General features: G+C 53.0%; 24 protein-coding genes and 1 pseudogene. 13 read left to right on the top strand and 12 right to left on the bottom strand.

Going from position 1 to position 25,746, the window contains the following annotated elements; all coding sequences use genetic code 11:
- Positions 1–82: 82 nt before the first annotated feature.
- Complete coding sequence (locus HH216_RS11815; RefSeq protein ID WP_169550999.1) at positions 83–922, top strand: aquaporin; 840 nt, start codon at positions 83–85, stop codon at positions 920–922.
- Here the strand turns inward: HH216_RS11815 and HH216_RS11810 are convergent.
- Both HH216_RS11810 and HH216_RS11805 read right to left on the bottom strand, forming a co-directional pair.
- A complete protein-coding gene (locus HH216_RS11810) occupies positions 919–2,070 on the bottom strand; it encodes a site-2 protease family protein (protein ID WP_169550998.1) in 1,152 nt (383 codons plus the stop codon). The genes HH216_RS11815 and HH216_RS11810 overlap by 4 nt on opposite strands.
- The gene (locus tag HH216_RS11805; protein ID WP_169553356.1) at positions 2,067–2,684 is read right to left on the bottom strand and encodes an HAD family hydrolase; all 618 of its coding nucleotides are present in this window, start codon (positions 2,682–2,684) and stop codon (positions 2,067–2,069) included. The genes HH216_RS11810 and HH216_RS11805 overlap by 4 nt, the downstream gene beginning before the upstream one ends.
- Before the next feature lie 103 nt (positions 2,685–2,787).
- Here HH216_RS11805 and HH216_RS25870 point away from each other — a divergent pair, with 103 nt between their 5' ends.
- Genes HH216_RS25870 through HH216_RS11795 form a run of 3 tightly spaced genes read left to right on the top strand, consistent with a single transcriptional unit; the run spans position 2,788 to position 4,461 of the window.
- Positions 2,788–3,384, top strand: a complete 597-nt coding sequence (locus HH216_RS25870; protein WP_254448798.1) for an AAA family ATPase — start codon at positions 2,788–2,790, stop codon at positions 3,382–3,384.
- Positions 3,351–3,947, top strand: a complete 597-nt coding sequence (locus tag HH216_RS25865; protein ID WP_332871511.1) for an AAA family ATPase — start codon at positions 3,351–3,353, stop codon at positions 3,945–3,947. The genes HH216_RS25870 and HH216_RS25865 overlap by 34 nt, the downstream gene beginning before the upstream one ends.
- On the top strand, positions 3,940–4,461 hold the full coding sequence (locus HH216_RS11795) for a hypothetical protein (protein WP_169550997.1): 522 nt from the start codon (positions 3,940–3,942) through the stop codon (positions 4,459–4,461). The genes HH216_RS25865 and HH216_RS11795 overlap by 8 nt, the downstream gene beginning before the upstream one ends.
- Before the next feature lie 51 nt (positions 4,462–4,512).
- Here HH216_RS11795 and HH216_RS11790 read toward each other — a convergent pair.
- Together HH216_RS11790 and HH216_RS11785 are read right to left on the bottom strand one after the other, a co-directional pair.
- Positions 4,513–5,480, bottom strand: a pseudogene (locus tag HH216_RS11790) (acetyl-CoA carboxylase carboxyltransferase subunit alpha).
- A 154-nt stretch (positions 5,481–5,634) separates the two neighbouring features.
- Complete coding sequence (locus tag HH216_RS11785; protein WP_169550996.1) at positions 5,635–7,065, bottom strand: MBL fold metallo-hydrolase RNA specificity domain-containing protein; 1,431 nt, start codon at positions 7,063–7,065, stop codon at positions 5,635–5,637.
- A 312-nt stretch (positions 7,066–7,377) separates the two neighbouring features.
- On the opposite strand from HH216_RS11785, the gene dacB reads away from it, so the two are divergent.
- Positions 7,378–8,904 (top strand): D-alanyl-D-alanine carboxypeptidase/D-alanyl-D-alanine endopeptidase, encoded by a 1,527-nt coding sequence (dacB, locus tag HH216_RS11780; protein ID WP_169550995.1) that lies wholly within the window; start codon positions 7,378–7,380, stop codon positions 8,902–8,904.
- 6 nt (positions 8,905–8,910) lie between these two features.
- Here the strand turns inward: dacB and HH216_RS11775 are convergent, their stop codons facing one another.
- The 4 genes from HH216_RS11775 to HH216_RS11760 form a co-directional block, all read right to left on the bottom strand.
- The gene (locus HH216_RS11775) at positions 8,911–9,369 is read right to left on the bottom strand and encodes a response regulator (RefSeq protein ID WP_169550994.1); all 459 of its coding nucleotides are present in this window, start codon (positions 9,367–9,369) and stop codon (positions 8,911–8,913) included.
- Positions 9,323–10,819 (bottom strand): sensor histidine kinase, encoded by a 1,497-nt coding sequence (locus tag HH216_RS11770; RefSeq protein WP_254448797.1) that lies wholly within the window; start codon positions 10,817–10,819, stop codon positions 9,323–9,325. The genes HH216_RS11775 and HH216_RS11770 overlap by 47 nt, the downstream gene beginning before the upstream one ends.
- A gap of 93 nt (positions 10,820–10,912) precedes the next feature.
- Positions 10,913–11,452 carry an ATP-dependent protease subunit HslV gene (gene hslV, locus HH216_RS11765; protein WP_169550993.1) on the bottom strand — a complete coding sequence of 180 codons (540 nt, stop codon included), beginning with the start codon at positions 11,450–11,452 and terminating at the stop codon, positions 10,913–10,915.
- A gap of 57 nt (positions 11,453–11,509) precedes the next feature.
- Positions 11,510–11,986, bottom strand: a complete 477-nt coding sequence (locus tag HH216_RS11760; RefSeq protein WP_169550992.1) for an Lrp/AsnC ligand binding domain-containing protein — start codon at positions 11,984–11,986, stop codon at positions 11,510–11,512.
- Between the two features lie 501 nt (positions 11,987–12,487).
- On the opposite strand from HH216_RS11760, the gene lepA reads away from it, so the two are divergent.
- From lepA to HH216_RS11720, 8 genes are all read left to right on the top strand, one after another.
- Positions 12,488–14,275 carry a translation elongation factor 4 gene (gene lepA, locus HH216_RS11755; protein ID WP_169550991.1) on the top strand — a complete coding sequence of 596 codons (1,788 nt, stop codon included), beginning with the start codon at positions 12,488–12,490 and terminating at the stop codon, positions 14,273–14,275.
- A complete protein-coding gene (locus tag HH216_RS11750) occupies positions 14,276–14,764 on the top strand; it encodes a DUF6932 family protein (protein WP_169550990.1) in 489 nt (162 codons plus the stop codon).
- A gap of 527 nt (positions 14,765–15,291) precedes the next feature.
- The gene (locus tag HH216_RS11745; protein ID WP_169550989.1) at positions 15,292–15,648 is read left to right on the top strand and encodes a hypothetical protein; all 357 of its coding nucleotides are present in this window, start codon (positions 15,292–15,294) and stop codon (positions 15,646–15,648) included.
- A 120-nt stretch (positions 15,649–15,768) separates the two neighbouring features.
- On the top strand, positions 15,769–16,812 hold the full coding sequence (gene queA, locus HH216_RS11740; RefSeq protein ID WP_169550988.1) for a tRNA preQ1(34) S-adenosylmethionine ribosyltransferase-isomerase QueA: 1,044 nt from the start codon (positions 15,769–15,771) through the stop codon (positions 16,810–16,812).
- Between the two features lie 177 nt (positions 16,813–16,989).
- Positions 16,990–17,592, top strand: a complete 603-nt coding sequence (locus HH216_RS11735; RefSeq protein WP_408641790.1) for a 2-C-methyl-D-erythritol 4-phosphate cytidylyltransferase — start codon at positions 16,990–16,992, stop codon at positions 17,590–17,592.
- 12 nt (positions 17,593–17,604) lie between these two features.
- Positions 17,605–18,582, top strand: coding sequence for a methylmalonyl Co-A mutase-associated GTPase MeaB (gene meaB, locus HH216_RS11730; RefSeq protein WP_169550986.1), 978 nt, complete (start codon positions 17,605–17,607; stop codon positions 18,580–18,582).
- A 56-nt stretch (positions 18,583–18,638) separates the two neighbouring features.
- A complete protein-coding gene (locus HH216_RS11725) occupies positions 18,639–19,709 on the top strand; it encodes a plastocyanin/azurin family copper-binding protein (protein ID WP_169550985.1) in 1,071 nt (356 codons plus the stop codon).
- 3 nt (positions 19,710–19,712) lie between these two features.
- Complete coding sequence (locus tag HH216_RS11720) at positions 19,713–21,200, top strand: PQQ-dependent sugar dehydrogenase (protein ID WP_169550984.1); 1,488 nt, start codon at positions 19,713–19,715, stop codon at positions 21,198–21,200.
- Positions 21,201–21,270: 70 nt separating this feature from the next.
- On the opposite strand, the gene HH216_RS11715 is transcribed toward HH216_RS11720, so the two are convergent.
- The 4 genes from HH216_RS11715 to HH216_RS25860 form a co-directional block, all read right to left on the bottom strand.
- Positions 21,271–21,633, bottom strand: coding sequence for a hypothetical protein (locus HH216_RS11715; protein WP_169550983.1), 363 nt, complete (start codon positions 21,631–21,633; stop codon positions 21,271–21,273).
- 50 nt (positions 21,634–21,683) lie between these two features.
- Complete coding sequence (locus HH216_RS11710) at positions 21,684–22,217, bottom strand: hypothetical protein (RefSeq protein WP_169550982.1); 534 nt, start codon at positions 22,215–22,217, stop codon at positions 21,684–21,686.
- Between the two features lie 564 nt (positions 22,218–22,781).
- A complete protein-coding gene (locus tag HH216_RS11705; protein ID WP_169550981.1) occupies positions 22,782–24,332 on the bottom strand; it encodes a SusD/RagB family nutrient-binding outer membrane lipoprotein in 1,551 nt (516 codons plus the stop codon).
- Positions 24,333–24,354: 22 nt separating this feature from the next.
- The gene (locus tag HH216_RS25860; RefSeq protein WP_254448796.1) at positions 24,355–25,746 is read right to left on the bottom strand and encodes a TonB-dependent receptor domain-containing protein; all 1,392 of its coding nucleotides are present in this window, start codon (positions 25,744–25,746) and stop codon (positions 24,355–24,357) included.

Below are 25,746 nucleotides of genomic sequence, written 5' to 3'. Positions count from 1 at the left end.
GGCTTTACACGGTATTCGCGCCCCCGGGCGACAACTATACAGCGTACAAGGCGTTGACACAGGTACGTATCGCCCACTACCTATGTCTGTTCCAATTGCCAAGTTGATAAGTGCGCTCAGGAAGAACTGGAAAAGTTATCTGGCCGAAGCAGGTGGCGTAACTTTATTTATGATTGCATCGTGCGCTACGGCAGTCGTGATTCATCACCCAGACTCCCCTGTCCGGCAGTTTCTGGGCGACTCGAAGATGTGGCGCCGGACAGTACAGGCGTTCATAATCGGGCTCTTTCTGATCGCCGTTAACTTCAATCCGTGGGGCAAAAAGTCGGGGTCGCATATCAACCCGGCCGTTACGCTGTCGTTTCGCTATCTGGGCAAAATCTCCGCCATCGATGCCTTCTGGTACATCACGTTTCAGTGCGGGGCCGCCGTTATTGCTGGTTGGGTTATGTTTACCATCCTTGAGCCGTGGTACAGCCATCAGGAGGTCAACTTCAACCTCAGCGCGCCGAAACCGGAGAACGGCGGCTGGCCGGTCGCGCTGGGGGCCGAATTTGTTATTTCGTCGTTGCTGATGATGGTTACGCTCATCACGCTGCACACGGAGAAGATTCGGAAGCAAAACAGCTGGTTCAACATCGTGCTGATCATGCTGTTTGTCATTTTCGAAGCACCTTTTTCGGGCATGAGCACCAATCCGGCGCGTTCGCTTGGAGCCGCAGCCGCTGCCGCCACCTTTCGGGATTACTGGATCTACGTGCTTTCTCCTGTCAGCGCCATGCTGCTGATGACCTGGTTGTTTAAGCACTACTGGAAGCCTAAACTGGAGGAAGCCGATCAGGGCAAACGCCCCAAACCAACGGGTATTTTTGAAACGACAGCCAACCCACCCGACTTCCCGATCGAGAATCCGAATGCCTAGGTCAGCACAAATGGTTTTGGGCTGAAGCTGATGATGAACACCACGAGGGCCAGCCAGCCCAATACCGTGCGTTTCAGATCGAGGGGTTCCTGTAATTCGGTGTCGGGGTGGTAGATGCCCAGAAAACGGCCCAGCACGAAGACGAACACCAGAAAACCGGAGTAGCCATTCCAGTCGGGTTGTAGCGTCGACACAAGGAGTTGCAGGGCTACTACACTCAGCGCAATCATCAGGGCAGTCATGCGCTGCTCGCTGATGCGCGTAAACACCAGATACATAAAGAAAACGTACAGCCCGAACGAGCCGAGTTCACTAAAGAACGCTTCGTCGGTTGGTACCGCAAAATCGACCGGCTTGAACACGCCCAATCCGGCGTAGAACGCGAAAACGATAAACAGGGCCGGTGCAACCCAGCGAAACCGCTCCTTGCCGATCAGCGCGTAAAGAATGTGTCCGCCATCGAGCTGCCCGATAGGAATCAGGTTCAGCGACGTAAAGAACAAAGCCAGATAGCCCGCCAGCAGATACGGATAGTGAATCATCTCGTAGGGATGCGGCAGCAAAGCCGGATCGGCCACGTATCGTTTGAAAAACGAAAATAGCAGGTTGTCGCCCATCGCAATGACGCCCCCTTCGGGCATCTTCTGGTAGGCATACTTCCCGTAGTCGAGTCCCCACTTTTTGTATTCGGGGTGAATGGTGAAGATGTACTCGGCGGGGGGCAGATGCGTGAACCCGTACCACAAAACGATCAGCGCCAGCACGAAGCCCGCCAACGGTCCGGCAATACCAATGTCGAAATACTTACGGCGGCTGTTTATGTAGTCTTTTATGCGAATAAACGCGCCAAGCGTACCGATACTTTCACCGATACCGAGCCAGAGCGGAATGTAAAACGGCAGGGTTACGCGAACCTTGTTGATTCGGGCGACGATGTAGTGCCCGAACTCATGTACGGTTAGAATCGCCAGAAACGGAATGGAGAAGTTCAACCCGGCCAGAAATTCATCCCAACCGAGCGTTTGCATACCCGGTACCGGAATAAATAACCGACCGTACATCCATTCGGCCCCGGCCATCGTCGTGGTGACAAGGGTAAGTAAAAAAAGACCTCCATGAAGGAGGTACGTTTTCAATTGTTGATTCATAAATCCGCGGTGTACTCCAGAATCGTCTTTGGCGGCTGCACATGCACAGCCTGAATACCTAACGCACCCGCAGCCTGTATGTTGGCGGCATTATCATCGAAAAACGCCGTTTCTTCGGCTACCAGTCCGGCTTCGGCCAATACGTGCTGGTAAATACCGGGCGACGGCTTTATCATCTTCACGTCGTAGGAGTAAAACACCCGCTCGAACAGTTCTTCGAGCGTCGGCTGATGCAATTCGGTCAGCATCCGATTGACCTGCCGGATATGCACCGGATTGGTGTTGCTCAGCAGAAACAGCCGGTACCGGCTTCCCAGCTCCCGAACCCGCTCCACGCGCGACACCGGCAGATCGAGTAATACCGAGTTCCAGGCAGTGTCAATTACTTCATCAGCCCAGCTTTCGGGTGCTCCGGTGCGGTTATGCAGCACTTTCCGGACGTGCTCGCGAAAGTTATCGTCATCAATCAGGCCCGTTTCGTACCGGTTCCAGATGTCATGTTCTTTCCAGATTGCTTTGACTTCTTCTTCCGGCAGATTGGCCAGCATCGCAAAGTTGCGCAGCGGGGCCGTCAGGTCAATCGGAATGATAACGTCGCCAAGGTCGAAGATCAGATTCTTGAGGGGGACTTATTCTCCATTCGCAGTAGGCGGTTCGTCAGTGGTGAACCGAAAGCCAAAGATACCGTTAGATTTGCAGAACAGGCATATACAGCGAATGGCAAAGTTAACGGTCAGGAACGTCGGCCCGATTCGGGAAGCGGAACTAGAAGTCAAAAAGCATACGGTTTTTATCGGTCCACAAGGCACCGGCAAAAGCACGTTGGCCAAATTGATTGCCATGTGCTACGATAGTAACTTATTCAAAGACGAAGATCGGAAGAGTTTGTTACGTAAATATGCATTCAACGGATGGTTAAATGAGAATTCTGAACTATTATTTGTACATGAAAATTACGAGATTATACTGAATGAATACATGGAGGCTATTGTCAACGATACTGAGTTTTCCTCCGTTTTTTCGAAGAGAAACAATTGGCTATTACGAAAGAAAGATCTTGCTGATATTGAAAATGGTGTTGATGATACAATCTTCTGGAAAAGACTTGAAGACGCTGAAGAAATCCTGAGCGATATCATCAAAAGAATGATACCATTTAGCTCTGAATATATCCCTTCCGAAAGAAATCTCATGGCTCTTCTCTCAGCGAATCTATGGGCTCTTAATTCATCTAATACAAGCATCCCCCTCTTGTCACCTATTTTGGCAGAAAATTCGAAATCGCCAGACGTCAAAATAAAGCTCTACCAATAGATTTTTTATCGATAATATATAAAAACATCAATGGAAATGACCAGATAGTTTATAATAATAATGACACAATTCCACTTTCTCAGAGCGCGAGCGGTTATCAATCTGCTGTTCCGTTAATTCTCACAGCGGAATATCTCAGGCAATTTGGTCGCTTGTTCATTGTAGAAGAACCAGAACTCAACTTGTACCCAACTGCGCAAAAAGAATTAATCTATTCGTTGATAGGTGGTTTGCAGCCTAATGTATCTTACCAAGATGCGGAGTGGGTGATTACGACGCACAGCCCCTACGTACTCAGCTCGTTCAATACGCTGATGCTAGCGTATAAAGTTGGGAATCAAAGCGATGAGCTAAGAGCAGAGGTTGAAAAAATAATACCGTCACGCTGCTGGATTAACCCGGATGAATTTGCCGCTTACTACGTCGACAAGGGAACAGTTCGCAGCATAGTTAGCGAACAAACTGGCATGATCGCTGACAACGAACTTGATGATGTTTCAGATGACTTAGCTGACGAACAGGATAAACTATTTGCACTTAGACGCTCCGTAACCCGTGCTTGATTTATTTACAAACACTTTCCCACAATTAAAATATAGTGACTGCTTAACCTCATTAACTGACAGTGAATTCTATATATACGATCACGAAACAGAAAAGCGTTGCTATCTGCAAGATGACGAACGTGGTATTAAGCATTTTCGAGTAACAAACACATCAGAAAATGCTGTTCACTTTCTAGCAATAGATAAGTGTTTACTGATGGATGATGCTAAAACGCAGCGTTGCGATTGCGCCGTTTTCAACGAACATACTCTTTGCCTGATTGAAATAAAAAGTACTTCGTCTATGACCCAACGTAAGAAGCTACGACGGGAAGCAAAAGATCAGTTAAAGGCTACCGTAACTTATCTAAGACAAGTACTGAATCTTACTACCGTAATTGAGGCTTACGTTTGTTTGCTGGCTGAATCAGACACTCGGCCACTGAACAGAGCCAGTTTGGTAGAAGAAGAGGAAGAGTTTGACGCTATGGGTGTCTCACTATTTCATCTCAACCATAAACATTTCGCATAAAAAAAGCCGCCCGGTTTCCCGGGCGGCTTCGCTATGATCTTGAATCAGGCTTTACTCAATGACAACCCCCATCGAGCAGAACTTGTCGATGCGTTGGTTGATGCGTTCGTCGGGTGAAAGGGCGTTCAGTTCGGTCAGGGCGTCGAGGATGACGGTTTTCAGGTGTTGGGCCATCGCCTGATGATCGTTGTGGGCACCACCCAGCGGCTCATCGACAATGCCATCGACCAGTTTGAACGAGGTCATGTCTTTAGCGGTCAGCTTCATTGCTTCGGCGGCCTGCTCCTTGAAATTCCAGCTACGCCAGAGAATCGTCGAGCAGTTTTCGGGTGAAATAACCGAGTACCACGTGTTTTCGAGCATCATCACCCGGTCGCCGATGGCAATACCCAGTGCTCCGCCCGACGCGCCTTCGCCGATGACGATGCAGATAACCGGCACCGTCAGCATAAACATCTCTTTCAGGTTACGGGCAATGGCTTCCCCCTGCCCGCGCTCTTCGGCTTCCAGACCCGGAAACGCACCCGGCGTGTCGATGAGGGTGATGATCGGCTTGTTGAATTTTTCGGCCAGCTTCATCAACCGCAGGGCTTTGCGGTAACCTTCGGGTTGGGCATACCAAAGTTGCGGTGCTGCCGCTGCTTGGTGTTGCGCCCCTTCTGCTGCCCGATAATCATGACAGTCTGATCCGGTCCGCCGTCGCGGGTGATTTTACCAAAACCACCAACCATCGCCGGATCATCGCGAACAGTGCGGTCGCCGTGCAGCTCGACAAATTCGTCGCACATCAGCGAGATGTAATCGAGTGTGTAGGGCCGGTCCGGGTGGCGCGACAGCTGAACACGCTGCCAGCGGGTCAGATTCTGAAAAATCTCCTGACGCAGCCGGTTGATGCTCTGTTCGAGCACCTCAACAGCCTCATCTACATTGATATTGCTTGTTTTGGCCAGCTGCCGGGTTTCTTCGAGCCGGGCTTCAAGGTCGGCTATGGGTTTTTCGAAGTCGAGATACGTTCTCATCTAGGTAAGTTTCGCACGGTTTGTAAAAGGGAGTTGTAGTGTTTTATAGTTGTAAAGCCGTGGAGTTGTAACGTTGCTGCCGCGCGCAGATAGCCGCCGTATGGCCTGACGCGCCAGCAACGTTACAACTCTATAACTAGCCAACTCTATAACTCTACAAGTCAAACGTTTCGCCTTTTTTCGGAATTATTACCTGCGGATAACCCGCTTCGGCCAGCGTATTGCGAAAGGCTTCCATACTTTCATACTCGCCGTGTACCAGGAAAATTGATTTCAATGTCTCGGGCGACTGTACCGTTACGAACTCCATCAGGTCGTCGCGGTCACCGTGTCCGCTAAACACATCGATCTTTTCAATGTTGGCCAGCACCTGATGCTCTTTTCCTTTGATCGTCAGCGTCGACTGCCCGTTGAGTAACCGCCAGCCGAGCGTTCCTTCGGCGCAATAGCCAATAATCAGGATGGTCGAGTACGGATTGCTGATGTTTTCGGCAACGTGGTATTCCACCCGGCCGCCCTGCACCATACCCGACGACGAGATGATGATGCACGGTTCGCCGTAGTTCGACACCGCCTTACTGGCTTTCGACGACTCCAGAAATTCGAAGTTTTCGAAGTCAAACAAGGTTTCGTTCTCCTTGTAAAACTCCTTGGCTTCGCCGTTCAGCATCTTGATGTGCTGAAGGTAAATTTTGGTACTCTCGAAGCCCATCGGACTGTCGGAGAAAACCTTGATGGGCGGGAAGTCACGTTCCGTGTACAGCTTGTTGAGCGTGTACAACAGCGCCTGTGTGCGGCCTACACTGAACGATGGAATGATGAGCCGACCCGGAATGTCGATACAGGTCCGCTGAATAACGTCGGCCAGCGCGTCTTCGGGCGAGCGGTTGTCTTCGTGGAGCCGGTTGCCGTAGGTGCTTTCGCAAATCAGATAATCGACGGCCGGAACCGGAGCCGGATCGACCAGCAGTGGGTAGTTCTTACGGCCAATGTCGCCCGAAAAGCAGATACTTTTCTTTTCCCCGTTCTCAACGACGTTGACAACGATATGCGCTGCACCCAGCAGGTGCCCGGCCGGAATAAAGGTTACGTCGACGTTGTCGGCTACGCGGAACCGGCGGTTGAACGAGATCGGGACTACGTTCTCCATCGTTTCGCGCACCTGCCGATCCAGAAACAGATCTTTCTGTAACTGCATCTGCTTATCGCGAACACGCTGTTTTTTGCTGGCGTTCAGTTCGTTGATACGCTTCTGATTGATCGAAGCCGCATCTTTCAGCAACACGTTGGTGAGTGCAAAAGTAGGCTCTGTGCAAAGTACCTGCCCCTCGTACCCTTCCCGGTACAGATTGGGCAGATTGCCAGAGTGATCGACGTGCGCGTGTGTGAGCAGCACCAGATTAATACTTGAAGCCTCAAACGGAAAAAAACTCTGTTGAGGACTCGTTGGAACATCCTGTCCATTCTGACGGGATCGTTCCAGGTCAGACCCGCAGTCGACCAGAATTCGGTAATCATCCTCCAGTTCCAGCAGGTACATGCTGCCTGTTACCTGACGGGCAGCCCCCAGAAACGATAATTTCATGCGTACAGCTTACTATTCAATGTCATTTATTCGTGATCTGAAGCGAGTTCGGTGGGGCGTTCAGTTCGGCGTAAGAGTGCAAAACTACAACATTACCCGTTAATAACGTTGCCCCGCCTGTCTTTGTCCCTGTACGATAAAATTAGGGCTCATTTGGTTGTCTCTGCTGCGCCTTTTCGGCAATTAATCGCCTGTTTTGCTGTTAACCCGGGCCGGATGTAAACCGCTTCCTTGTCCGGCCAGCCACAGTTAAGCAGTACGGCGCAGGATTTGTGCCGTACTTCGCACAGATCGCTCACCTGTACCTGAACTATGCCTGTTTTCTCACTGCGCCTAATTTTTTTCCTGATCCACGTTGTGTTCAGGCCAGCTCAGCCTCCCGCGCCCCAGCCGGTTCGTACCGTCCGGCCAGTGGTCGATTCGCTGGCTGTGCGACAATTGACGGCGCTGGTCGATTCGTTCCAGGCCGGGCCGGCGGTGCGTTACGGCACGGTGGCACTATCGGTTCGGCGGGTCAGCGACGGGCAGGAGATCGTTAACTACAACGCCCGGCAAAGCCTGCCGTCAGCCTCGACCCTGAAACTGATTACTACGGCAACGGCCCTGTCGGTACTGGGGCCGAACTACAGCTACACGACGGCGCTGGAATACGACGGTACTATTCAGGACAGCGTTCTGACCGGCAATCTGTATATCCGAGGGTCGGGCGATCCGTCGCTGGGTAGCTGGCGGTTTCCCGGCTATTACGACCTGACGGCTTTGCTGAAAAATTGGGCGGCTCAGCTAAAAGGGGCCGGTATTCGGGAGATTCGCGGCCGTATCGTGGGCGATGCGTCTCTCTACACCGACCTGACGACGCCCGACACCTGGCCCTACGGCGATCTGGGCAATTACTACGGGGCTAGTCTGAGCGCGCTGAATCTGAACGAAAACCTATACCGCGTTTTTTTCAAACCCGGCGCTGCCGTAGGTGCTGCGGCTACGTTTTTGCGCACCGACCCCACGCTGCCTTTTCTAAGCCTGCGCAACAACGTAATGACTGACGAAGCGGGCTCCGGCGATCAGGTAACGATCTACGGCGCGCCTTTCCAGAACCAGCAATGGTTGACAGGTAAAGTACCGGTGGGTGAAGAATTTTCGGTGAAGGGGGCACTGCCCGACCCGGCTTATTTCGCAGCCTATGCGCTGCATCAGCAACTACTAGCCGATCGCATAACCGTTACCGACGAACCGCAGTCAGCAGGTAGCGGATTACCCACAACGATGCCTTCGTTGGGGAAGCGCACGTTGATTTACGAGCACAAATCCCCCCCGCTCACTGACCTGATTACACAAACCAACTTTCAGAGCATCAACCTGTACGCCGAGGCCCTGCTACGCACGACAGCACTGGCGCTCAACAAATCAACAAAAACGACCGACGCCAGCATAAACCGGCTAACCGACTACTGGCGCAGTAAGGGTATCGATCTGAGCGGGTTTCGCATTAAAGATGGCAGCGGCCTGTCGACAGTCGGCGCCCTGACAGCCGGAAATATGACCGGTATTCTGAGCGCGATGGGCCGTGAGCAAACGTTTCCAGCCTTTCTGGAGACTATTCCCGTGGTGGGGCAAACCGGTACCGTGCGCAATCTGGCGAAGGGTACTGTAGCAGCCGGAAAGATTCGGGCGAAGAGCGGTTCTATCGAGGGTGTGCGGGCTTATGCCGGGTATTTTATCACGGGTAGTGGCGAACGCATGAGCTTCTGCGTGCAGGTAAGTCGGTTCACCCCCGGTCAGAACAGACGCGTGACGGCGGGTATCGAAAAACTGTTTGTCGGGCTATGTAAACTACCCTGACGGACCCTACACTTCCTGCCCACACACGGTAGCAACGTTGAACCAGTACTGCCCAATCGTTTTGGTTACTTCGCTCAGCCGCTGAAACGTGGGTGGCTTGGTGATGAAGCTGTTAGCCCCATTGAAGTACGACGTTTCTACGTCAGCGCGCGCATCGGACGTCGTCAGCACGACGATGGGTATGTGCCGCAGTTTTTCACTGGCTTTGATTTCGCGCAGCGCTTCCCGCCCGTCTTTGCGGGGCATATTCAGATCAAGCAGAATCAGATCGGGCAGGGGCAGTTTTTCATCGGCATACACGCCCCGTCGCTCGAGAAAATCGAGCATATCTTCTCCATCTTCAGCGAATGAAATCTGACTGGTTGGGTAATGCATCTGAAAAGCTTCACGCGTCAGAAAACGGTCGTCTTCGTCGTCGTCAACCAGCAGAATATGAATGGGCTTTGATGGGGTTTGATCGGTCATAATCCTGGCGCGACTGCCGTTCAGGTAAGATAAGAATGAATGTAGTTCCGGCGCCGGGCTGGCTGTGGGCCGTAATGTGCCCCTCATGCGCCATGACGATCCGCTTGCAGATCGCCAGCCCGATACCGGTTCCTTCAAACGCACTTTTGCCGTGCAATCGCTGAAAAACCTTGAAAATATGGTCTAAATATTTTTCGTCAAAACCGATACCATTGTCCTCCACCCGTATTTCGTGGTACGTCCGGTTGTCAGCCAGATTCGGATACTGGCCCACATTGGCCAATGTAGCATCGATATGCAGCCGTGGCACTACGCCCGGCCGAACAAATTTGAGTGCATTTGAAATCAGATTAGCAAACAGGTGGTCCATCTGTCCGGGTATCGCCTGCACCGTCGGCAAACGGCCAACTTCGATTTGAGCACCAAGCCCTTTTATTCGTAACTCCTGATCGTCAAGCACATAACGCACAACTTCATCAAGCGATACCAGTACCGGCTCTTCCCGGTGGTTGGAAATGCGCGAAAAATCGAGCAGGTCCTTGATGAGTTTCGACATCCGATCGGCCGACGACGAAATCTTCTGTACGTATAGATCGCTCTCCTTTTCCAGCGTGTTCCCGTGCCGGGCGGTGATCAGCGTAGCAAACGAACGAATCTTACGCAGTGGCTCCTGTAAATCGTGGCTGGCAACGTAGGCAAAGCGTTCAAGCTCCTCGTTCGATGTTTCGAGCTGCCGAATCTGCTCACGTAATCTGACTTCGTATTCGCGTAGCTGATCTTCGTTTCGCTGCCGCCGGTGCAGTTCGTCCCGCAACATGCGATACAGGGCAATAATCGTGAAGAACGTTAGTGTCGACAGCCCGAAAATGATAAGCTGTGTGTTCCGGTACGACCGCTCAGCCTGCGCCATCTGGCGGTGTAGCCGTTCGGTTTCCGCTGTTTGTATTGTTGCTATCGTCTGGCGCACGGCTTTCATCCGCTCACGGCCAATGTTGAGGTAAGCCCGCAGCGTATCCCGATTGGCCATCTGACCGGCATGCGTCAGCTTCAGTTGTTTATCTGACACAACCAGTTTAGCCACTATCTGTTGCCGAAGTTGCCCGACCAGAAAACGGATACCTGGGCCGTGGCTGAAGGCCATTCTGTAAATACTGTCCAGATGACCCGGAATTTGGGGCAACGACACTGTTCGCGGGTTCAAATAGCGATTTTCGCCTGTCAGGATATACCCGCGCGTGCCGGTTTCAATTTCCTGTACCAACAGCTGAAGCGTATTGGTCCTGTCGATGACCGCCTGCGCTTGCTCGGCGCCCTCGCTATCGTCGTTGTGTCGGCTGTAGCTCAGCAGCGACAGGGCGAACCCCAGCGAAAGTAGGCCCATAACCAGCACGAACCCCAGCGAAATGCGCCGGCGCATCAGCATTGACGACTGAGCGAAGCCTGGTTTCATGCGTGCCTGAGGAGTGACCGACAAAGAAAGGCTCAAATATAGACAATCTAACCGACCGCCCGCGATTTGTGCGCGGGCAGAGCAGTCTGCCGCCTAAAGCGATTCGACAACCAGATTATGATTGGTGTAAATGCAAACGTCAGCCGCGATATGCAGGCTTTCCCGCACCATTTCTTCGGCCGTCAGTTCGGTGGCATGCTTCTTCAGCGCTATTGCCGCCGACTGGGCGTACATTCCCCCCGACCCAATGGCGGCTACGTCAAAATCAGGTTCGATGACATCCCCGGTACCCGATACCAGCAGCAGGTCTTCTTTCGACGCGACGATCAGCATTGCTTCTAGCTTTCGCAGATAACGGTCGGTGCGCCAGTCTTTAGCGAGCTCGATGGCCGCCCGTTTGAGGTTCCCCCCGTAGGCATTGAGTTTATCTTCAAAGCGCTCGATCAGGGTGAAGGCGTCGGCCGTTGAACCGGCAAATCCGGCCAGCACTTTTCCGCCCATCAGCACCCGAATCTTGCGGACGTTACTCTTGGCAACGGTATTGCCCATAGTGGCCTGTCCGTCGGCACCGAGAGCGACATGCCCATTGTGCCGGATACCGACAACCGTTGTTGCGTGAATAGTAGGTTGCATACGTACGTGTTCGTTGCAGGCTATAACACGCGCCCGACGGCTTACGGTTCAATGCCTCTACACCCCTTCGCCGAACGGAACGGGGCGATTAACACTTTCTTCGAGCGAAATAAACGTCTCGGTTCGCTGTATACCGCTGACCTTTTGAATCTTGTCGTGCAATACTTCGCGCAGGTGCTGCGTGTCGCGACAAACGATTTTGGCGAAAATGCTGTAGATACCCGTCGTGTAATGCACGTTTACGACCTCGGGAATTTTCTCCAGCTGACGCGACACGTCGGCGTAGAGCGAACTCTTATCAAGGTAGATGCCCAGAAACGCGCTGATGTCCCAACCCAGCCGGGCACTGTCGATCACGAGTTGCGATCCTTTCACGACGCCCATCTGCTCCAGCTTCTTCATGCGGACGTGGACTGTACCGCCCGACACGTATATACGCTTGCCGATTTCGGTATAGGGCATATTAGCGTCCTGCATGAGCAGACTCAGGATTTTCAGGTCCGTATTGTCAATTTCTAAATTTTTGTCGGCCATCTGCCCTTTCCGTTTCTGTTTTCATAACAAATATACGCTCATTTTTAACGTATCATAAATTTAAAGCTTTTTTAGTGATAAATTTGCAATGAATAAAGGTCGTCTGTTACCTTTGTATTGTTGAAGCGGTTGGCCAGGGTCAACGGGTTGACTGCTTCGACATCTTTCTCACACTGTAGGATGTCGAAATTGGCAGACGTGCCCTCCTGTCTCGGGGTGGTGATAAGGGATAAACGCAGCATAATGCCGCCCTCGTGGCGACTGGGGTTGACCACCAGAGTTGTACTGTAGCTAACCGCACCGTGGGTGGTTCGAGTCCCCCTCCTACAGCACTAGACTGGTTCGCCAGTATGGTTTTAGTTTGTTGATGAAGTGTAATTCAGACACGCCGGTTTCTTTTGAAGCCGGCGTTTGTTTTTTACACCCGGCCAGCCCTACCCCATTCGCGGACTTTTTTGCCTATTTTTGCTGTTTATTCAGCAGACACTCCTGTTTTCCAGCGTGAAACATATCCGTAATTTTTGCATCATTGCCCACATCGACCACGGCAAAAGTACCCTCGCCGACCGATTGCTGGAATTTACCCAAACCGTCGGTGCCCGTGACATGCAGGCACAACTGCTGGACGACATGGATCTGGAACGCGAACGTGGTATCACGATCAAGAGCCACGCCATCCAGATGACCTATAATTACAAGGGCGAGACGTACGTGCTCAACCTGATCGACACGCCCGGCCACGTCGACTTTAGCTACGAAGTGTCGCGGTCGATTGCTGCCTGCGAAGGCGCACTGCTGCTGGTCGATGCTGCGCAGGGTACTGAGGCTCAGACCATCTCGAATCTGTACCTGGCCCTGAACAACGACCTGGTTATCATTCCAGTACTGAATAAAATCGACCTGCCGGGTGCTATGCCTGAAGAGGTAAAGGACGAAATGGTGGACCTGCTCGGTTGCGAGCGGGACGATATCATTCCGGCCAGTGGTAAGGAAGGCATCGGTGTACCCGAAATTCTGGCCGCTATCGTCGAACGGATTCCGGCCCCCAAAGGCGATCCCGACGGTGCACTACAGGCGTTGATTTTCGACTCTCATTTCAATTCGTACCGGGGTATCGAGGTTATCTTCCGGGTGCAGAACGGCCGGATTCGCAAAGGCGACCGCGTTAAGTTCATGAACACCGGCAAAGAGTATATCGCCGATGAAGTCGGTACACTTGGTCTGGAACAGGTGCCGAAATCGGTCATCGAATGTGGTGATGTAGGCTACCTGATTTCGGGCATCAAAGTCGCGAAAGAAGTAAAAGTCGGCGACACGATTACGTCGCTCGAACGCCCGGCCAAAGAAGCGATCCAGGGTTTTTCGGAGGTTAAACCAATGGTGTTTGCCGGTATCTATCCCGTCGAAACCAGCGAGTTTGAAGACCTGCGCGACGCCATGGAGAAGCTACAACTAAACGATGCAGCTCTGGTCTGGGAACCCGAAACGTCGGCGGCTCTGGGCTTCGGCTTCCGTTGCGGCTTCCTGGGCATGCTGCACATGGAAATTGTGCAGGAACGGCTGGAGCGCGAGTTTGATATGACCGTTATTACGACCGTACCCTCGGTGCGGTTTGAGGTCGTCACAACCAAGGGGGAGGAACTACAGGTATCGGCCCCGGCCGAAATGCCTGAACCAAACCTGATCGACTATATTGAGGAGCCGTTCATCCGGGCGCAGATTATAACGAAAGCCGAGTACGTCGGCGGCATTATGGGTCTGTGTATGGACAAACGCTCGACCCTCAAAAACCAGGTCTACCTCACTGCCGACCGGGTCGAGCTACAGTTCGAGATGCCCCTGGCCGAGGTCGTATTCGACTTCTTCGACAAGCTCAAAACCATTTCGCGCGGCTATGCATCACTCGATTATGAGTTTATGCAAACCCGCGAGTCCGACATGGTAAAGCTGGACGTGATGCTCAACGGGGATAAAATCGATGCGCTGTCGGCTATTGTTCACCGGACGAAGTCGTACGAATGGGGTAAAAAACTGTGCGAGAAACTGCGGGAGTTGATTCCCCGTCAGCAGTTTGAGATAGCTATTCAGGCGGCTATCGGTCAGAAAATTATTGCCCGTGAAACCCTGAGTGCCTTGCGCAAAGACGTACTCGCCAAATGTTACGGCGGTGATATTTCGCGGAAACGCAAACTGCTCGACAAGCAGAAGAAAGGTAAGAAACGCATGCGTCAGGTCGGTAACGTCGAGATTCCACAGGAAGCGTTCATGGCCGTGTTGAAAATCAACTAGATGCCATCGGGTACTTTACAATTCGATGCAAAGGGGCATCTGATGCCCTACGAGTTGATTGAAACAGACTGGAACTCGTTCGAGAATGTATTTGGCTGGAACGAGCATCGGCGTGATCTAATCAGCATGTTGCGGTCTTTCATTTTCTCGCTAAACAAGTTGTCGATCCTAACTATTACGTTGTGGATAGATGGTAGTTTCGTCACGAAAAAAGAGTATCCGAACGACATAGACGCGGTGATAGTCATACCGGCCTTCTATCACCATCGTTTTGAGCACCAGATGCGGACGCTTCGTGATCAATATCCACATCTTGATCTGTATTTTGTGCGATTGATTGAGCCGGGTGAACGTAATTATTTTCTGTATCTTTCCGATCGCACACAGTGGTTTTTTCAGTTTACCACGACAAAACCTGATCGGGTTACGCGCACGAAGTTCTCCAAAGGATTTGTTCAAATCACCTGGCATGATGAATCAATCTCATAATCTGCGAAGTGAAATAATCGATGTCCTGGGTCGAATTGAGCAGTTGAACGAATTAATTCAACTGCATACGGAGCAGCGACCCGCTGATTCATTGGCCATAGAGGGCTACGAACGGCTTAGAGGTCAATACATTCAGCAATTGGAAGAGCTGTTGTCATACCTGCACATTCGGGCAGACATTCAATTGAGAGCAGCATAGCCGTACGGCATTTAGATTAGTCAGGGTATGGATAAACCGTCAACTAAACCACGGTTTGCCCATACCCTGATTCATTCCTATAGCTAAGACTTCCCAACGCTGTATGAATCAGTCGTCGGCGCCATCGGGTTCGTTGCCATTACCATTGCATCGGTTTCACTGATTCGCGCACACAGTATCAATTCATAGACATACGTGTCCGTTGTCAAATCCACACAAGGCAGGGTATTCATGCTGACTTAAAACTATCCGGCCTACTGTGGGTTAATCAGACAAACCCGGCAAATCAGGACTTCGGTTTGCGCTAATTCACTAAAAAGACACAGTCATGGCAAATTACGATACGGTAACCCAGGCAATGGAATCCCTCCACGAACGTGGGTATACACACCAATTTGACGCTCAAAACGATCACCTGACCGAACAGGACAGCGATGTAAAGTTGAAGGGTGATGATTTTTTAGTCGATGAGTTTCACCGGTTCGAAGGCACATCAGACCCCGGCGATGAGATGACAGTCTATGCCATCACGACCAACAACGGCAAGAAAGGTGTGTTCGTAGCAGCTCAGGGTACGTACTCAGCCGTTTCGCCCGAACTGATGGCAAAATTCAACGTGGGTGAGCGGCCGACGGTCAATACTGATGGGGCTGTGCAGCCGATTGATCCGTTTGCGGCAAACTGATAAGCATTTTACCCATAATTCCAAGAATTAGACCCGGAAGCTGATAAAGTTTTCGGGTTTTTGTTTATCTTTGCGGCCCTTATAAAAAAGTAAGCCGTTCTTTTTCAGTGCTGATCTGCTATGAAGTTATCTGAATTTAAATTCGATTTGCCCGACAGTCTCATTGCCAAATACCCGGTTGAGCGGGGCGAATCGCGGCTGATGGTCGTCGACCGCAAGGCCAAAACCATTGAGCACAAGCAGTTTTCAGACATACTGAGCTATTTCAACGATGGTGACGTAATGGTCATCAACAACACGAAAGTGTTTCCCGCGCGGCTCTATGGCAACAAGGAAAAAACCGGTGCCAAAATCGAAGTTTTCCTGCTGCGGGAGTTGAACCGTGAAATGAAACTGTGGGACGTACTGGTCGATCCAGCCCGCAAGATTCGTGTCGGCAACAAATTGTATTTCGGCGACAGCGACCTCGTTGCTGAAGTAATTGACAATACAACCTCGCGCGGCCGCACGATCCGGTTCCTGTTCGACGGCAATCACGAGGAGTTTATGAAAGCGGTGGATGAACTGGGCGAAATGCCGATTCCCCGCGAAATCAACCGCGACGTTGAAGAAGCCGATCGCGATTATTACCAGACCGTTTTTGCGCAGCACGTTGGTGCAGTAGCAGCCCCCACGGCGGGCCTGCACTTCACCCGCGCGATGATGAAGCGGATGGAGATCAAAGGCATTCACTTTGCGCCGGTTACACTGCACGTCGGGCTGGGCACGTTCCGGCAGGTCGATGTTGAAGATCTGACTAAACACAAGACCGATTCGGAAAATTACCGCATCGGCGATGACGCTGCGCAAATCGTCAATACGGCCCTCGACGCGGGCAAGCGGGTTTGTGCCATCGGTACAACGTCGCTGAAAGCTGTTGAATCGTCGGTATCGGCAAACAGTCGGCTCAAGCCTGTTGAAGGCTGGACGGACCGGTTTATTTTCCCTCCTTACGATTTCAAAATTGCTAACTCGCTGCTGACCAACCTGCACCTGCCGGAGTCGATTCTGGTGATGATGACGAGTGCGTTTGGTGGTCACGAGCTTATCAAGGAAGCGTATCAGCAAGCCATCAAGGAGAAGTACCGCTTCTTCACCTACGGTGACGCGATGCTGATTCTATAATTTTTTTGACAGGAGTACAGGATTCGAAAAGTTAACAATCCTGTACTCCTGTCGATTCATAAACTCGTCGGGTACTAATCAGTCTGGGTTGTAGCTTTGTGCTATCGACCACTGATTAGTACCCGACGAGTTTTGAGTAACTACGCCATCATCGTTGCCGGCGGCAGCGGTAGTCGGATGAAAGCCGATATACCCAAGCAGTTTCTGCTGCTGCGCGACAAGCCCATTCTACAACACACGCTTGAACGCTTTCTGGCCGTTCTGCCAGCGTCGCAACTCATTCTGGTGCTACCCGCCCGTGAGCAGGATAGCTGGCGGGCTCTCTGCGAACAACACCAGTTTTTTCCCGGTATTCAGACCATCGACGGCGGAGCATCCCGATTTCAGTCGGTACGGTGCGGCCTGGCGGCTATCCCCACAACAGGCACGCTGGTTGCGGTACACGACGGCGTCCGACCGTTTATTTCACCTGACATTATCCAGAACAGCTTTGACACAGCCGAACGGCTGGGATCGGCGGTGACGGCGGTACTGGTAAAAGATTCCGTGCGTATAGTCGACGCCGATGGGCGCAGCCGCGCCGTTGACCGGCGGCAGTATCAGCTTGTACAAACGCCCCAAACGTTTCGGCTCGACTGGTTCCGGCAGGCGTTTGCAGTTGACGAGCAGCCATTTTTTACCGACTGCGCCAGTGTGCTGGAGTTTTCGGGCTTCCCAATTTCGTTGATCGAAGGAGCCTATGAGAATATCAAAATCACGACCCCCGACGATTTACGCTGATCCCCGCTGCCTATGCGTCACCGTCTTACGCCCGAACAGTACGCCGATGGTATCCGGCAGGGCGACCGACTATTGTTGAGTCGGGCTATTACGCTGGTTGAAAGTCGCCGGGCCGACGATCAGGCATTGGCACAGGCGGTACTGGGGCGAATACTGCCCGATGCCGGCAAGGCAATTCGGGTGGGCATTACGGGTGTACCGGGCGTGGGAAAAAGCACGTTTATCGAGTCGTTTGGCACACACCTGACGCAACTCGGCCATAAGCTGGCGGTGCTTGCCATTGACCCAACCAGTCAGCGATCGGGCGGGAGTTTACTGGGCGACAAAACGCGCATGGAAACGCTGTCGATGAACCCGTCGGCTTACATACGGCCTTCCCCGGCGGGCGACTCGCTGGGCGGGGTTGCCCATCACACCCGCGAAACGATGCTGCTCTGCGAAGCGGCAGGTTTCGACGTGATTCTGGTCGAGACGGTGGGCGTTGGGCAGTCGGAAACAGTCGTACATGGGTTGGTCGATTTCTTTCTGCTGTTGATGCTGGCTGGCGCGGGCGACGAGTTGCAGGGGATGAAACGGGGGATCATGGAACTGGCCGACGGACTGGCCATCACCAAAGCTGATGGCGACAACGTACCCCTCGCCCGACGCGCCCAACTCGACTACGCCAACGCCCTGCACTTGTTTCCACCCACCGGCACGGGTTGGTCGCCCCCGGTATTGACCTGCTCAGCACTGTCCGGCGAGGGCATACCGTTACTCTGGCAGACGATCGTCGATCATCAGCGGCAGATGCAGCAAAACGGTGTGTTTCTACAACGTCGGCAGGAACAGCAGCTCACCTGGTTTCGCGCTCTGCTCCGACACCAGCTCGACAGCCGTTTCTACAATCAGTCGGGAATGCGGGAACAACTCGCAGCGCTGGAAGCGCAGATCCGGCAGGGAACGTTGCTTCCCGTTGCCGCCGTTCAGGTATTGTTAGCGAGTGAGTAGCCTGGCGGGTACTCCAGCTACACGTTAAAATACGGGTCGATTTTGCTTTTACGGATATGTATAAATCACTGTTGCTGCTGACTGCCTTGCTGCTGAATCTGTCGGCGTGGGCACAGCGCGATACAACAATTACCATTACGACGTCGGGCGGGTTGCAGTTCGATCAGAAGCGATTGGTTGTGAAGCCGAACACGCGGTTGCATCTGGTTTTTCTCAACAAAGACGACATGGCCCATAACCTCGTCGTTACCCGGCCGAACGCCCGGCTGCGGGTGGTTGAGTTTGCGCTGGCGCTGGGCGACAAAGGGCCTGCCATGCATCACGTTCCGGCTATGGATGATGTGCTGGCGCATACCGTCAGTGTGGAGCCCGGTGCTGCTGATTCGTTGACGGTCAGGGTAGCCGACGGCGCTTACCCGTTTGTTTGCACCTATCCGGGGCACGGAGCCGTCATGTACGGTGTCGTTTACGCAACGAATGAGCCGGAGAAGCTGCCCGACCCCAAAACCGACCGCAACCTGCCCAATCTGGATCGCGTAGCCGAAGTTGGTATGCACCAGCACGCCAAAGCGTCGGGGCACCCCTATCCGCTGACACTCCCCGCCGTCTGCCGAACGTTTATGGCCGACTGCGGCCCGGCGGCTATCGCGGTCGGCCTGCCCGGTGCCGATGGTGGCCAATCGTACGTGTTCGACGCGGGTTCGTGTCGACTGCGTTATGCGTGGTCGGGGGGCTTTGTCGACAATACGGAGCAATGGGACGGGAAAGGGCAGCGGTTTACCACCGTTGTGGGCGACATCTACTACCGCGATACCGACGGGTTTCCGTGGCGGGTAGGTAGCCAAACGCCCGTTGTGCAGTTCAAAGGCTACCGCCTGATCGACCGGTACCCGGAATTCCGGTATCTGGTCAATGGTGTGGAAATCCGTGAACTGGTCCGGGCACGGGCGGGTGGTCGCGGGCTGGTGCGAACGTTTACCATTTCCCCCACCCGGCAACCACTGACCTTTAACGCCACGGCTCAGCCGGGCATTCAGTACAAACCTTCGGCCGGGCGGCTACAAAACAATCAGGTTCGGCTACCGGCTGGTACGCGTCAGTTTTCGCTTACGCTCTCAACGCTTTAATCTATGCTGCTCACCCTCCTGGCATCGCTGTGTTTCTGGGCTGCCCCCACCGATACGATTTCGGACTATTACACCATCGAAACGATTCCGACACCTGCCGGTCTGACGGTCGAAACGGGCGGGCTAACCTTTCTGCCCGACGGGCGACTGGCAGCCTGCTTTCACCGGGGTGAGGTAATGTTGTACAACCCCAAAACAAAGACTTGGAAGCTGTTTGCCGAAGGTCTGCACGATCCGCTGGGCATACTCGCAGTCAGCAATCGTGAACTGCTGGTGATGCAACGCCCCGAACTGACCCGCCTGACCGATACCAACGGCGACGGTGTGGCCGATACCTACGAAACGGTAGCCGACCAGTTTGGTATGTCGGGCAACTACCACGAATTTGCGTTCGGCCCCGTCCGCGACAGCAAGGGTAATCTGTACATCAGCCTGAACACAGCATCCAACGGCGCGGGTATCCGTGACGAGTTACGGGGACAGTACGACTCGCTGGGACGGCCGGGGCGGATGTATGCCTGCGTACCCTACCGGGGCTGGGTTATGCAGATTACGCCCAATGGCAAAGTGAAACCGTATGCCAGTGGCTTTCGGTCGCCAAATGGTCTTGGCATCGACGCGCAGGGGCGGCTACTGGTCACCGACAACCAGGGCGACTGGCTCGGTACCAGTAAACTCTACAACGTGGAAGAAGGTAAGTTCTACGGTCACCCAACGAGTCTGGTCTGGCGACCCGGCTTTCCCGATATCGACCCGCTGACGCTTTCGCCCCAAACCCTCGACAGCATGCGGACGGTCGAAAGTATCGCTTTTCCGCACGAGATTATGGCGCACTCGCCTACCCAGATGGTAGTCGACAACAGCGGTGGCAAATTTGGCCCTTTCGCTGGTCAGACGTTCGTTGGCGAGATGGATTTTCCGCACCTGCTGCGCGTTTTGCCCGACATGGTCGACGGACAGATGCAGGGCGCATGCGTACCTTTTTTCGCGAAAGGTGGGTCGAACGGGACACCGCTGCGGATTGGCAACAATCGACTGGCTTTTTCGCCCGACGGTAGTTTATGGCTGGGCCAAACCGACCACGGCTGGCTGGGCGACCGGGGCCTTCAGCGCATCCGATACACGGGCGGTACGCCACTCGATATTCTGGCGATGACACTCACCCCAACCGGATTCGATCTGACATTCACGCAGCCCGTCGACGAAGCCACTGCCCGTCAGCTGGCAAACTATCAAGTCCGCTCCTACTATTACGAGTACCACCGCGCCTACGGCTCGCCACAGAAAGACGTACAGACGGTGCCAGTTACCGCAGTACAACTCTCGCCCGACCGCCGAACGGTATCGCTGACGCTATCGCAACTGCGTCCGAAGCGTATTTACGAGCTGCATCTGGCCAAGCTGACCGCCGGTTCGAAGCAATTGATGAACTCCGTTATCTGCTACACATTGAATCGGCTTCGTACGCCCGCTGTCGGCCGGGCAAACTAGAAGTGTTCCGGGGTATAAACGCAAAAAGGGCGAACCGTCGGGTCCGCCCTTTTCAATATACTGATATATCCTACGAGTTGCCTAACGTCCGGTCTGGCTCATCGGCACGCTTCGCCGGGATTGCGCCGTCTTCCGTGGTTGTGTTCCAATCGGCATCGGCCACTTTATGACCCATGGAGTCGCTGGAATCAACAACGGATGCGCCTTCTCCGCTCGCTTCAGCATCATTGCCTTCGGCAGCTAACGCTTCGGCCTGCTGGTAATCGCCCGGCACATCGGTGTCGTTGCTGCTCGCTACGCGCGACGGCATATCGTTGTCTAGGTTTTTATCGTTCAACTGGGCCAGCTCGGGCGCGATACCCATCGTACTGTGCATTTGTTGAGCCGCGTACGACTCCGTGCTTTCTTTGCGGCTGTTGCTGCTAACGCTCATGGCTCTGTTCGGTTTAGTTGTTTCGTTGAGTAATTGCTATTACTAGCTTATCAGTAGGCAGGCTGGTTGTCGAGGTCTGTGCCGATCTGGCTGATCTGCTCCTCGTCGGCCTCGTCATTGCCAGTTGGCTGTGTGTTGTCCGGGTCGCCTTCATCATCTTCGTCGGCTTGCTCCTTCGCCGGAACTTCGGCGTCGGGTGTACCAACTTCGTCTGCCGACGCATAATCGTCGGGGCCACTCGTTGTCACATCGACCGTGCTGGTATTCGTCCGGTTTTCACCGCTAGTAGCACTTTCCATGCCTTCGTCCGTCACCTGCATCTGACTATCGTCCATATCATTCATGCGGAGCAGGCCATTTTCGCTATCCATATCTGTGCTACCAATGCCCCGGTTGTTGCGGCCATCCTGACCGCCAACTACCGTTTCGCTGTCGAGGCCATTCGCTGAGTTTTCTTCACTCTCGCGATGCTTATTGTCGATATTGGCCCGATCCTGATCGCTTCCGTCGGTGCCGAGCGGCTGCTCCTGCTTGCCAGCTATCTGAGCATCCTTCATTGAGTAATCGTCCTGTTCGTCACTCATCTTATTACATTGTTTACGTATTGATTAGAACTGACGATACCGGCAAAAGTTTTTAAAAAGATCGCGCGGCTGCCCACGAAACAGGGTGTCAACCGGCTTTTTCGGTGAACAGGTAAAACTCGTGTTCGGTAGTCGTCAAAATCTTTGTATCAAGTACTGAACATACATCGATATTAAGTTTAGGCGTAGTGATAAATACTCAAATTTTGTACGATGATTTCAGTATCCGGCTATTCGTTGTTACCTATCGCGCCACCTCCACCAACTTGATTCACTTATTCAACGGAGCTTTATTTATTGGACGGTAGGCCGGATTCTGGCTTCATCTCAGTTATTTTGCAGCACGTCTTTTTTAATGTTCATACATAGAGACGGTTACAGCCTCGACGATTTAGCTGACCGCCCCGGTGGACAGTACTCTAAATAGCAGTTTTAATAGTTGGATAAAGCGTAATGTGAAAAGCGGACTGACCTTGTCGGACCGCTTTTTTGTTTTCATCCGCCAGCCATAAAAAAGGCCCCGCTACTATGCAGCGGGGCCTTTTTGCCATAGAGCAGATATCGCTAGTCTACATCCCAGAACAAACGGGTTGAGAAGACGTCGATAGTGCCCTGTGCCGTTACGTTAGCGGTATTCGACCCGCCTTCCGTATTTGGGTAGAACAGCCGCAATGGACGACGGGCATCCGGCACCTGTACACTTTGTGGCGTAACGGGCAGATTGGTCCGGCGATATTCGGCCCACGCTTCCAGACCGCTGAAATTGGTCAGTGCCACCCACTTCTGGTAGGCGATAGCCGCCAGTTTATCCGTCGATGCTGTCCAGTCATAATTGTTGACTTTGCTTCCTTTGAAAGCAGACGCACCCGTTGAACTGGCGCCCAATACGCGGAACGACTGAACAATGCCTTCTTCAAAGTAAGCCTGCGCCGTATTGGGCAGCGTCACATCGCTGTAACGTTGCTTGGCTTCAGCCAGCAGAAACTGAACCTCTGCCGCCGTCATCAGTATGTACGCCCGATTGTAATCGCCTTTTACGAGCAGGCTGGGGCCGACCGAAGAAGTATTGGCGGGCAGATAACCAGAGCTGGCACCGAAAGGTGTACCTGAGTAGTTGGCCGCAACTTCAGCTTTCGTACTTACCCCCGGATTATTGCTGTTTTCGCCACCGGTTGCGTAGGCAATACGCTTCAGACGCAGGGTATCCCCGTTCATTTTTAGCGTATTGATCAGAAACTGAGTTGGGCGCGGGTAGTTGTTGAGTGCGCGCTTCGCCCCTGTTTCGCTATACCCCCATCGATCATAGGCAGGGTTGAGCTGCCCGGCTGCCGGCTGGAAGAACGATGGGCCACCAATGCTGGCTTCGTAACCCGTCAGAAAGCCCGATCCTTCCGTTACGATCTTGTTGATCTCCGGCTTGATATACGAATCACGGCCCGTAATGCGCGACTGGCGAATTAGAATCCGCATCTTCAACGAATTGGCAAACTGCACCCACCGGGTTGTGTTACCACCAAAGGCAATATCTGCCGTACCAAAACCACCCGTGAATGGGTTTGCTTTCAGATCGACGATGGCTTCATCGAGCGACGTTATCAGGGCTTCGTACACAGCCTTCTGATCGTCGAACTTAGGGGCCAGTACCGAAGCCCCTTTCAGAGCATCCGTATAAGGAATGTTGCCATACATATCGACCAATTGCTGGAAGATCATCGCTTTCATCACCTTCGCCGGGCCTTTCAGAAACTTCTGGCTGTTGGCATCGGCGTTGTTGATCACGAATTGGTAATCCTCCAGATTATCGTAGAACGTGTCCCAGTAGTTGAAATCGCCGTTCGTAAACTGGTAGGCAAACTGGGCCGTGTTGATGATGTACCCGTTGCCCTGCGACCATTGTCCGGCCCAATAGAAACCAAGTTCGTTGGCGTTCTGACCGGCGTTACCAGCATTGTTACCCGCCAGATTCGTTGCGGTGACGTTCAACGCGTTCGTAAATACGAAGTTGGGCGTCGAGGTAGGTAATTGGTTGGGGTTGGTATTTATATTCAGAAAGTCCCTGGTACTGCAACCACCTAGGGCGATCAGTGTGGCTATTGTTAACGCTTTTAGTTTCATCTCAAGTCAGTATTGACGATTACTAGAATGTGAGGTTGATGTTGACGCCGTACTGGCGAACGGGCGGAGTCTGCCCCGTCGTGTTGATACCGATACCAACTGCCGAGTTAGTCGTAGGAACTTGCGTAGCCTGACTGCCCGGCGTAGGGTTGCCCTGATAGCTGAATTCGGGGTCCGTGTAGTAGTTCAGTTTGTCGACAATCGTCAGCAGGTTGCGGCCATACAGCGCGATACTAGCCCCTGAGAAGATTTTCGTCCGTTCCATCAGGCGCTGGGGCAAACGGTACGACAGATTGATGTCGCGGAGTTTGATAAACCAGGCTGGCGTAACGAAATTTTCCGAGATCAGCCGGTAGTTGTCTACCCACAACGAATATTCAGCCTCACGTACGTTAACCGTTGTGTTCGGCACGACCGTTGTGCCATCGGGACCCAAGTAAGCCGAGTTTGGGAAGATATGGGGTGCCCGATCTTCCGTCCATTTACCCGTACCGGTGAATGTCATCTGACGACCTAGGTCGCTGAACATTACGTTGCCACCCCGATACTCGAAGTTGAACGTGAAGCCGAAATCGCCGTATTCCATTTTCGACCCCAAGCCCGCGATGTGCCGGGGCAGTACACCTCCACGTGGCAGCAGCGACGTATTGCGCAGGGGATAACCCGTCGTGGCATTAACCAGCACCCGGCCCGACCCATCCGGTGCATACTGGTAGCCGTCGGTTTTCAGAATCGGGAAGCGCGAATCTTTGATTACGTTCGTATTGGCATACGAAAGACCGCCGATCTGGAATTCGTTGATACCCGGGTACAAGTCGATAACTTTATTGTCGTTGTACGAGTAACGAACACTGGCATCCCAGGTAAACTTCCCGGCACGGGCGATGAGATACTTCAGTTCGGCTTCGTAGCCCCAGTTACGGGTTTCGCCCACGTTGATCAGCAGGTTCTGGAAACCAGTACTGTTAGGAACACGAACGGTAATAACCTGTCCTTTCGACGTCTGTGTATACGCCGACACATCGACGTTTACCCGGTTATTGAACAACTGGAATTCTGCGCCAACTTCACTCGAATAGACCTGCTCCGGCTTGAGGTTCGGGTCGGGAAGTGTATTGCCTACCGTTAGACCTACGGCATTACCGTACGGGAAACTGGCTCCGTTGGGGTAAGTCAGATCCAATCCGTACAGGGGAATATTGTCGTTGGCGTTCTTGTTGTAGTTGGCCCGTAGTTTCAGGTAGTTCAGCGTGTTACCCTTGATAGCCGGGAACGCGTCGGTCGCAATAAACGACACCGCTACGCCATAGTAAGGATACGACCAGAAGTTGGCTGCGCGGGTGGGCTTGTAAAAGCGCGATGTCTGATCGAACCGGAACGAACCATTTACCGTCAGCCAGTTACGGTAGTTCAT

The organism is Spirosoma rhododendri (assembly GCF_012849055.1).
Classification (GTDB): Bacteria; Bacteroidota; Bacteroidia; order Cytophagales; family Spirosomataceae; genus Spirosoma; species Spirosoma rhododendri.
Note: the sequence above shows the minus strand (reverse complement) of the source record. Positions and strands in the feature narration are given on the sequence as shown.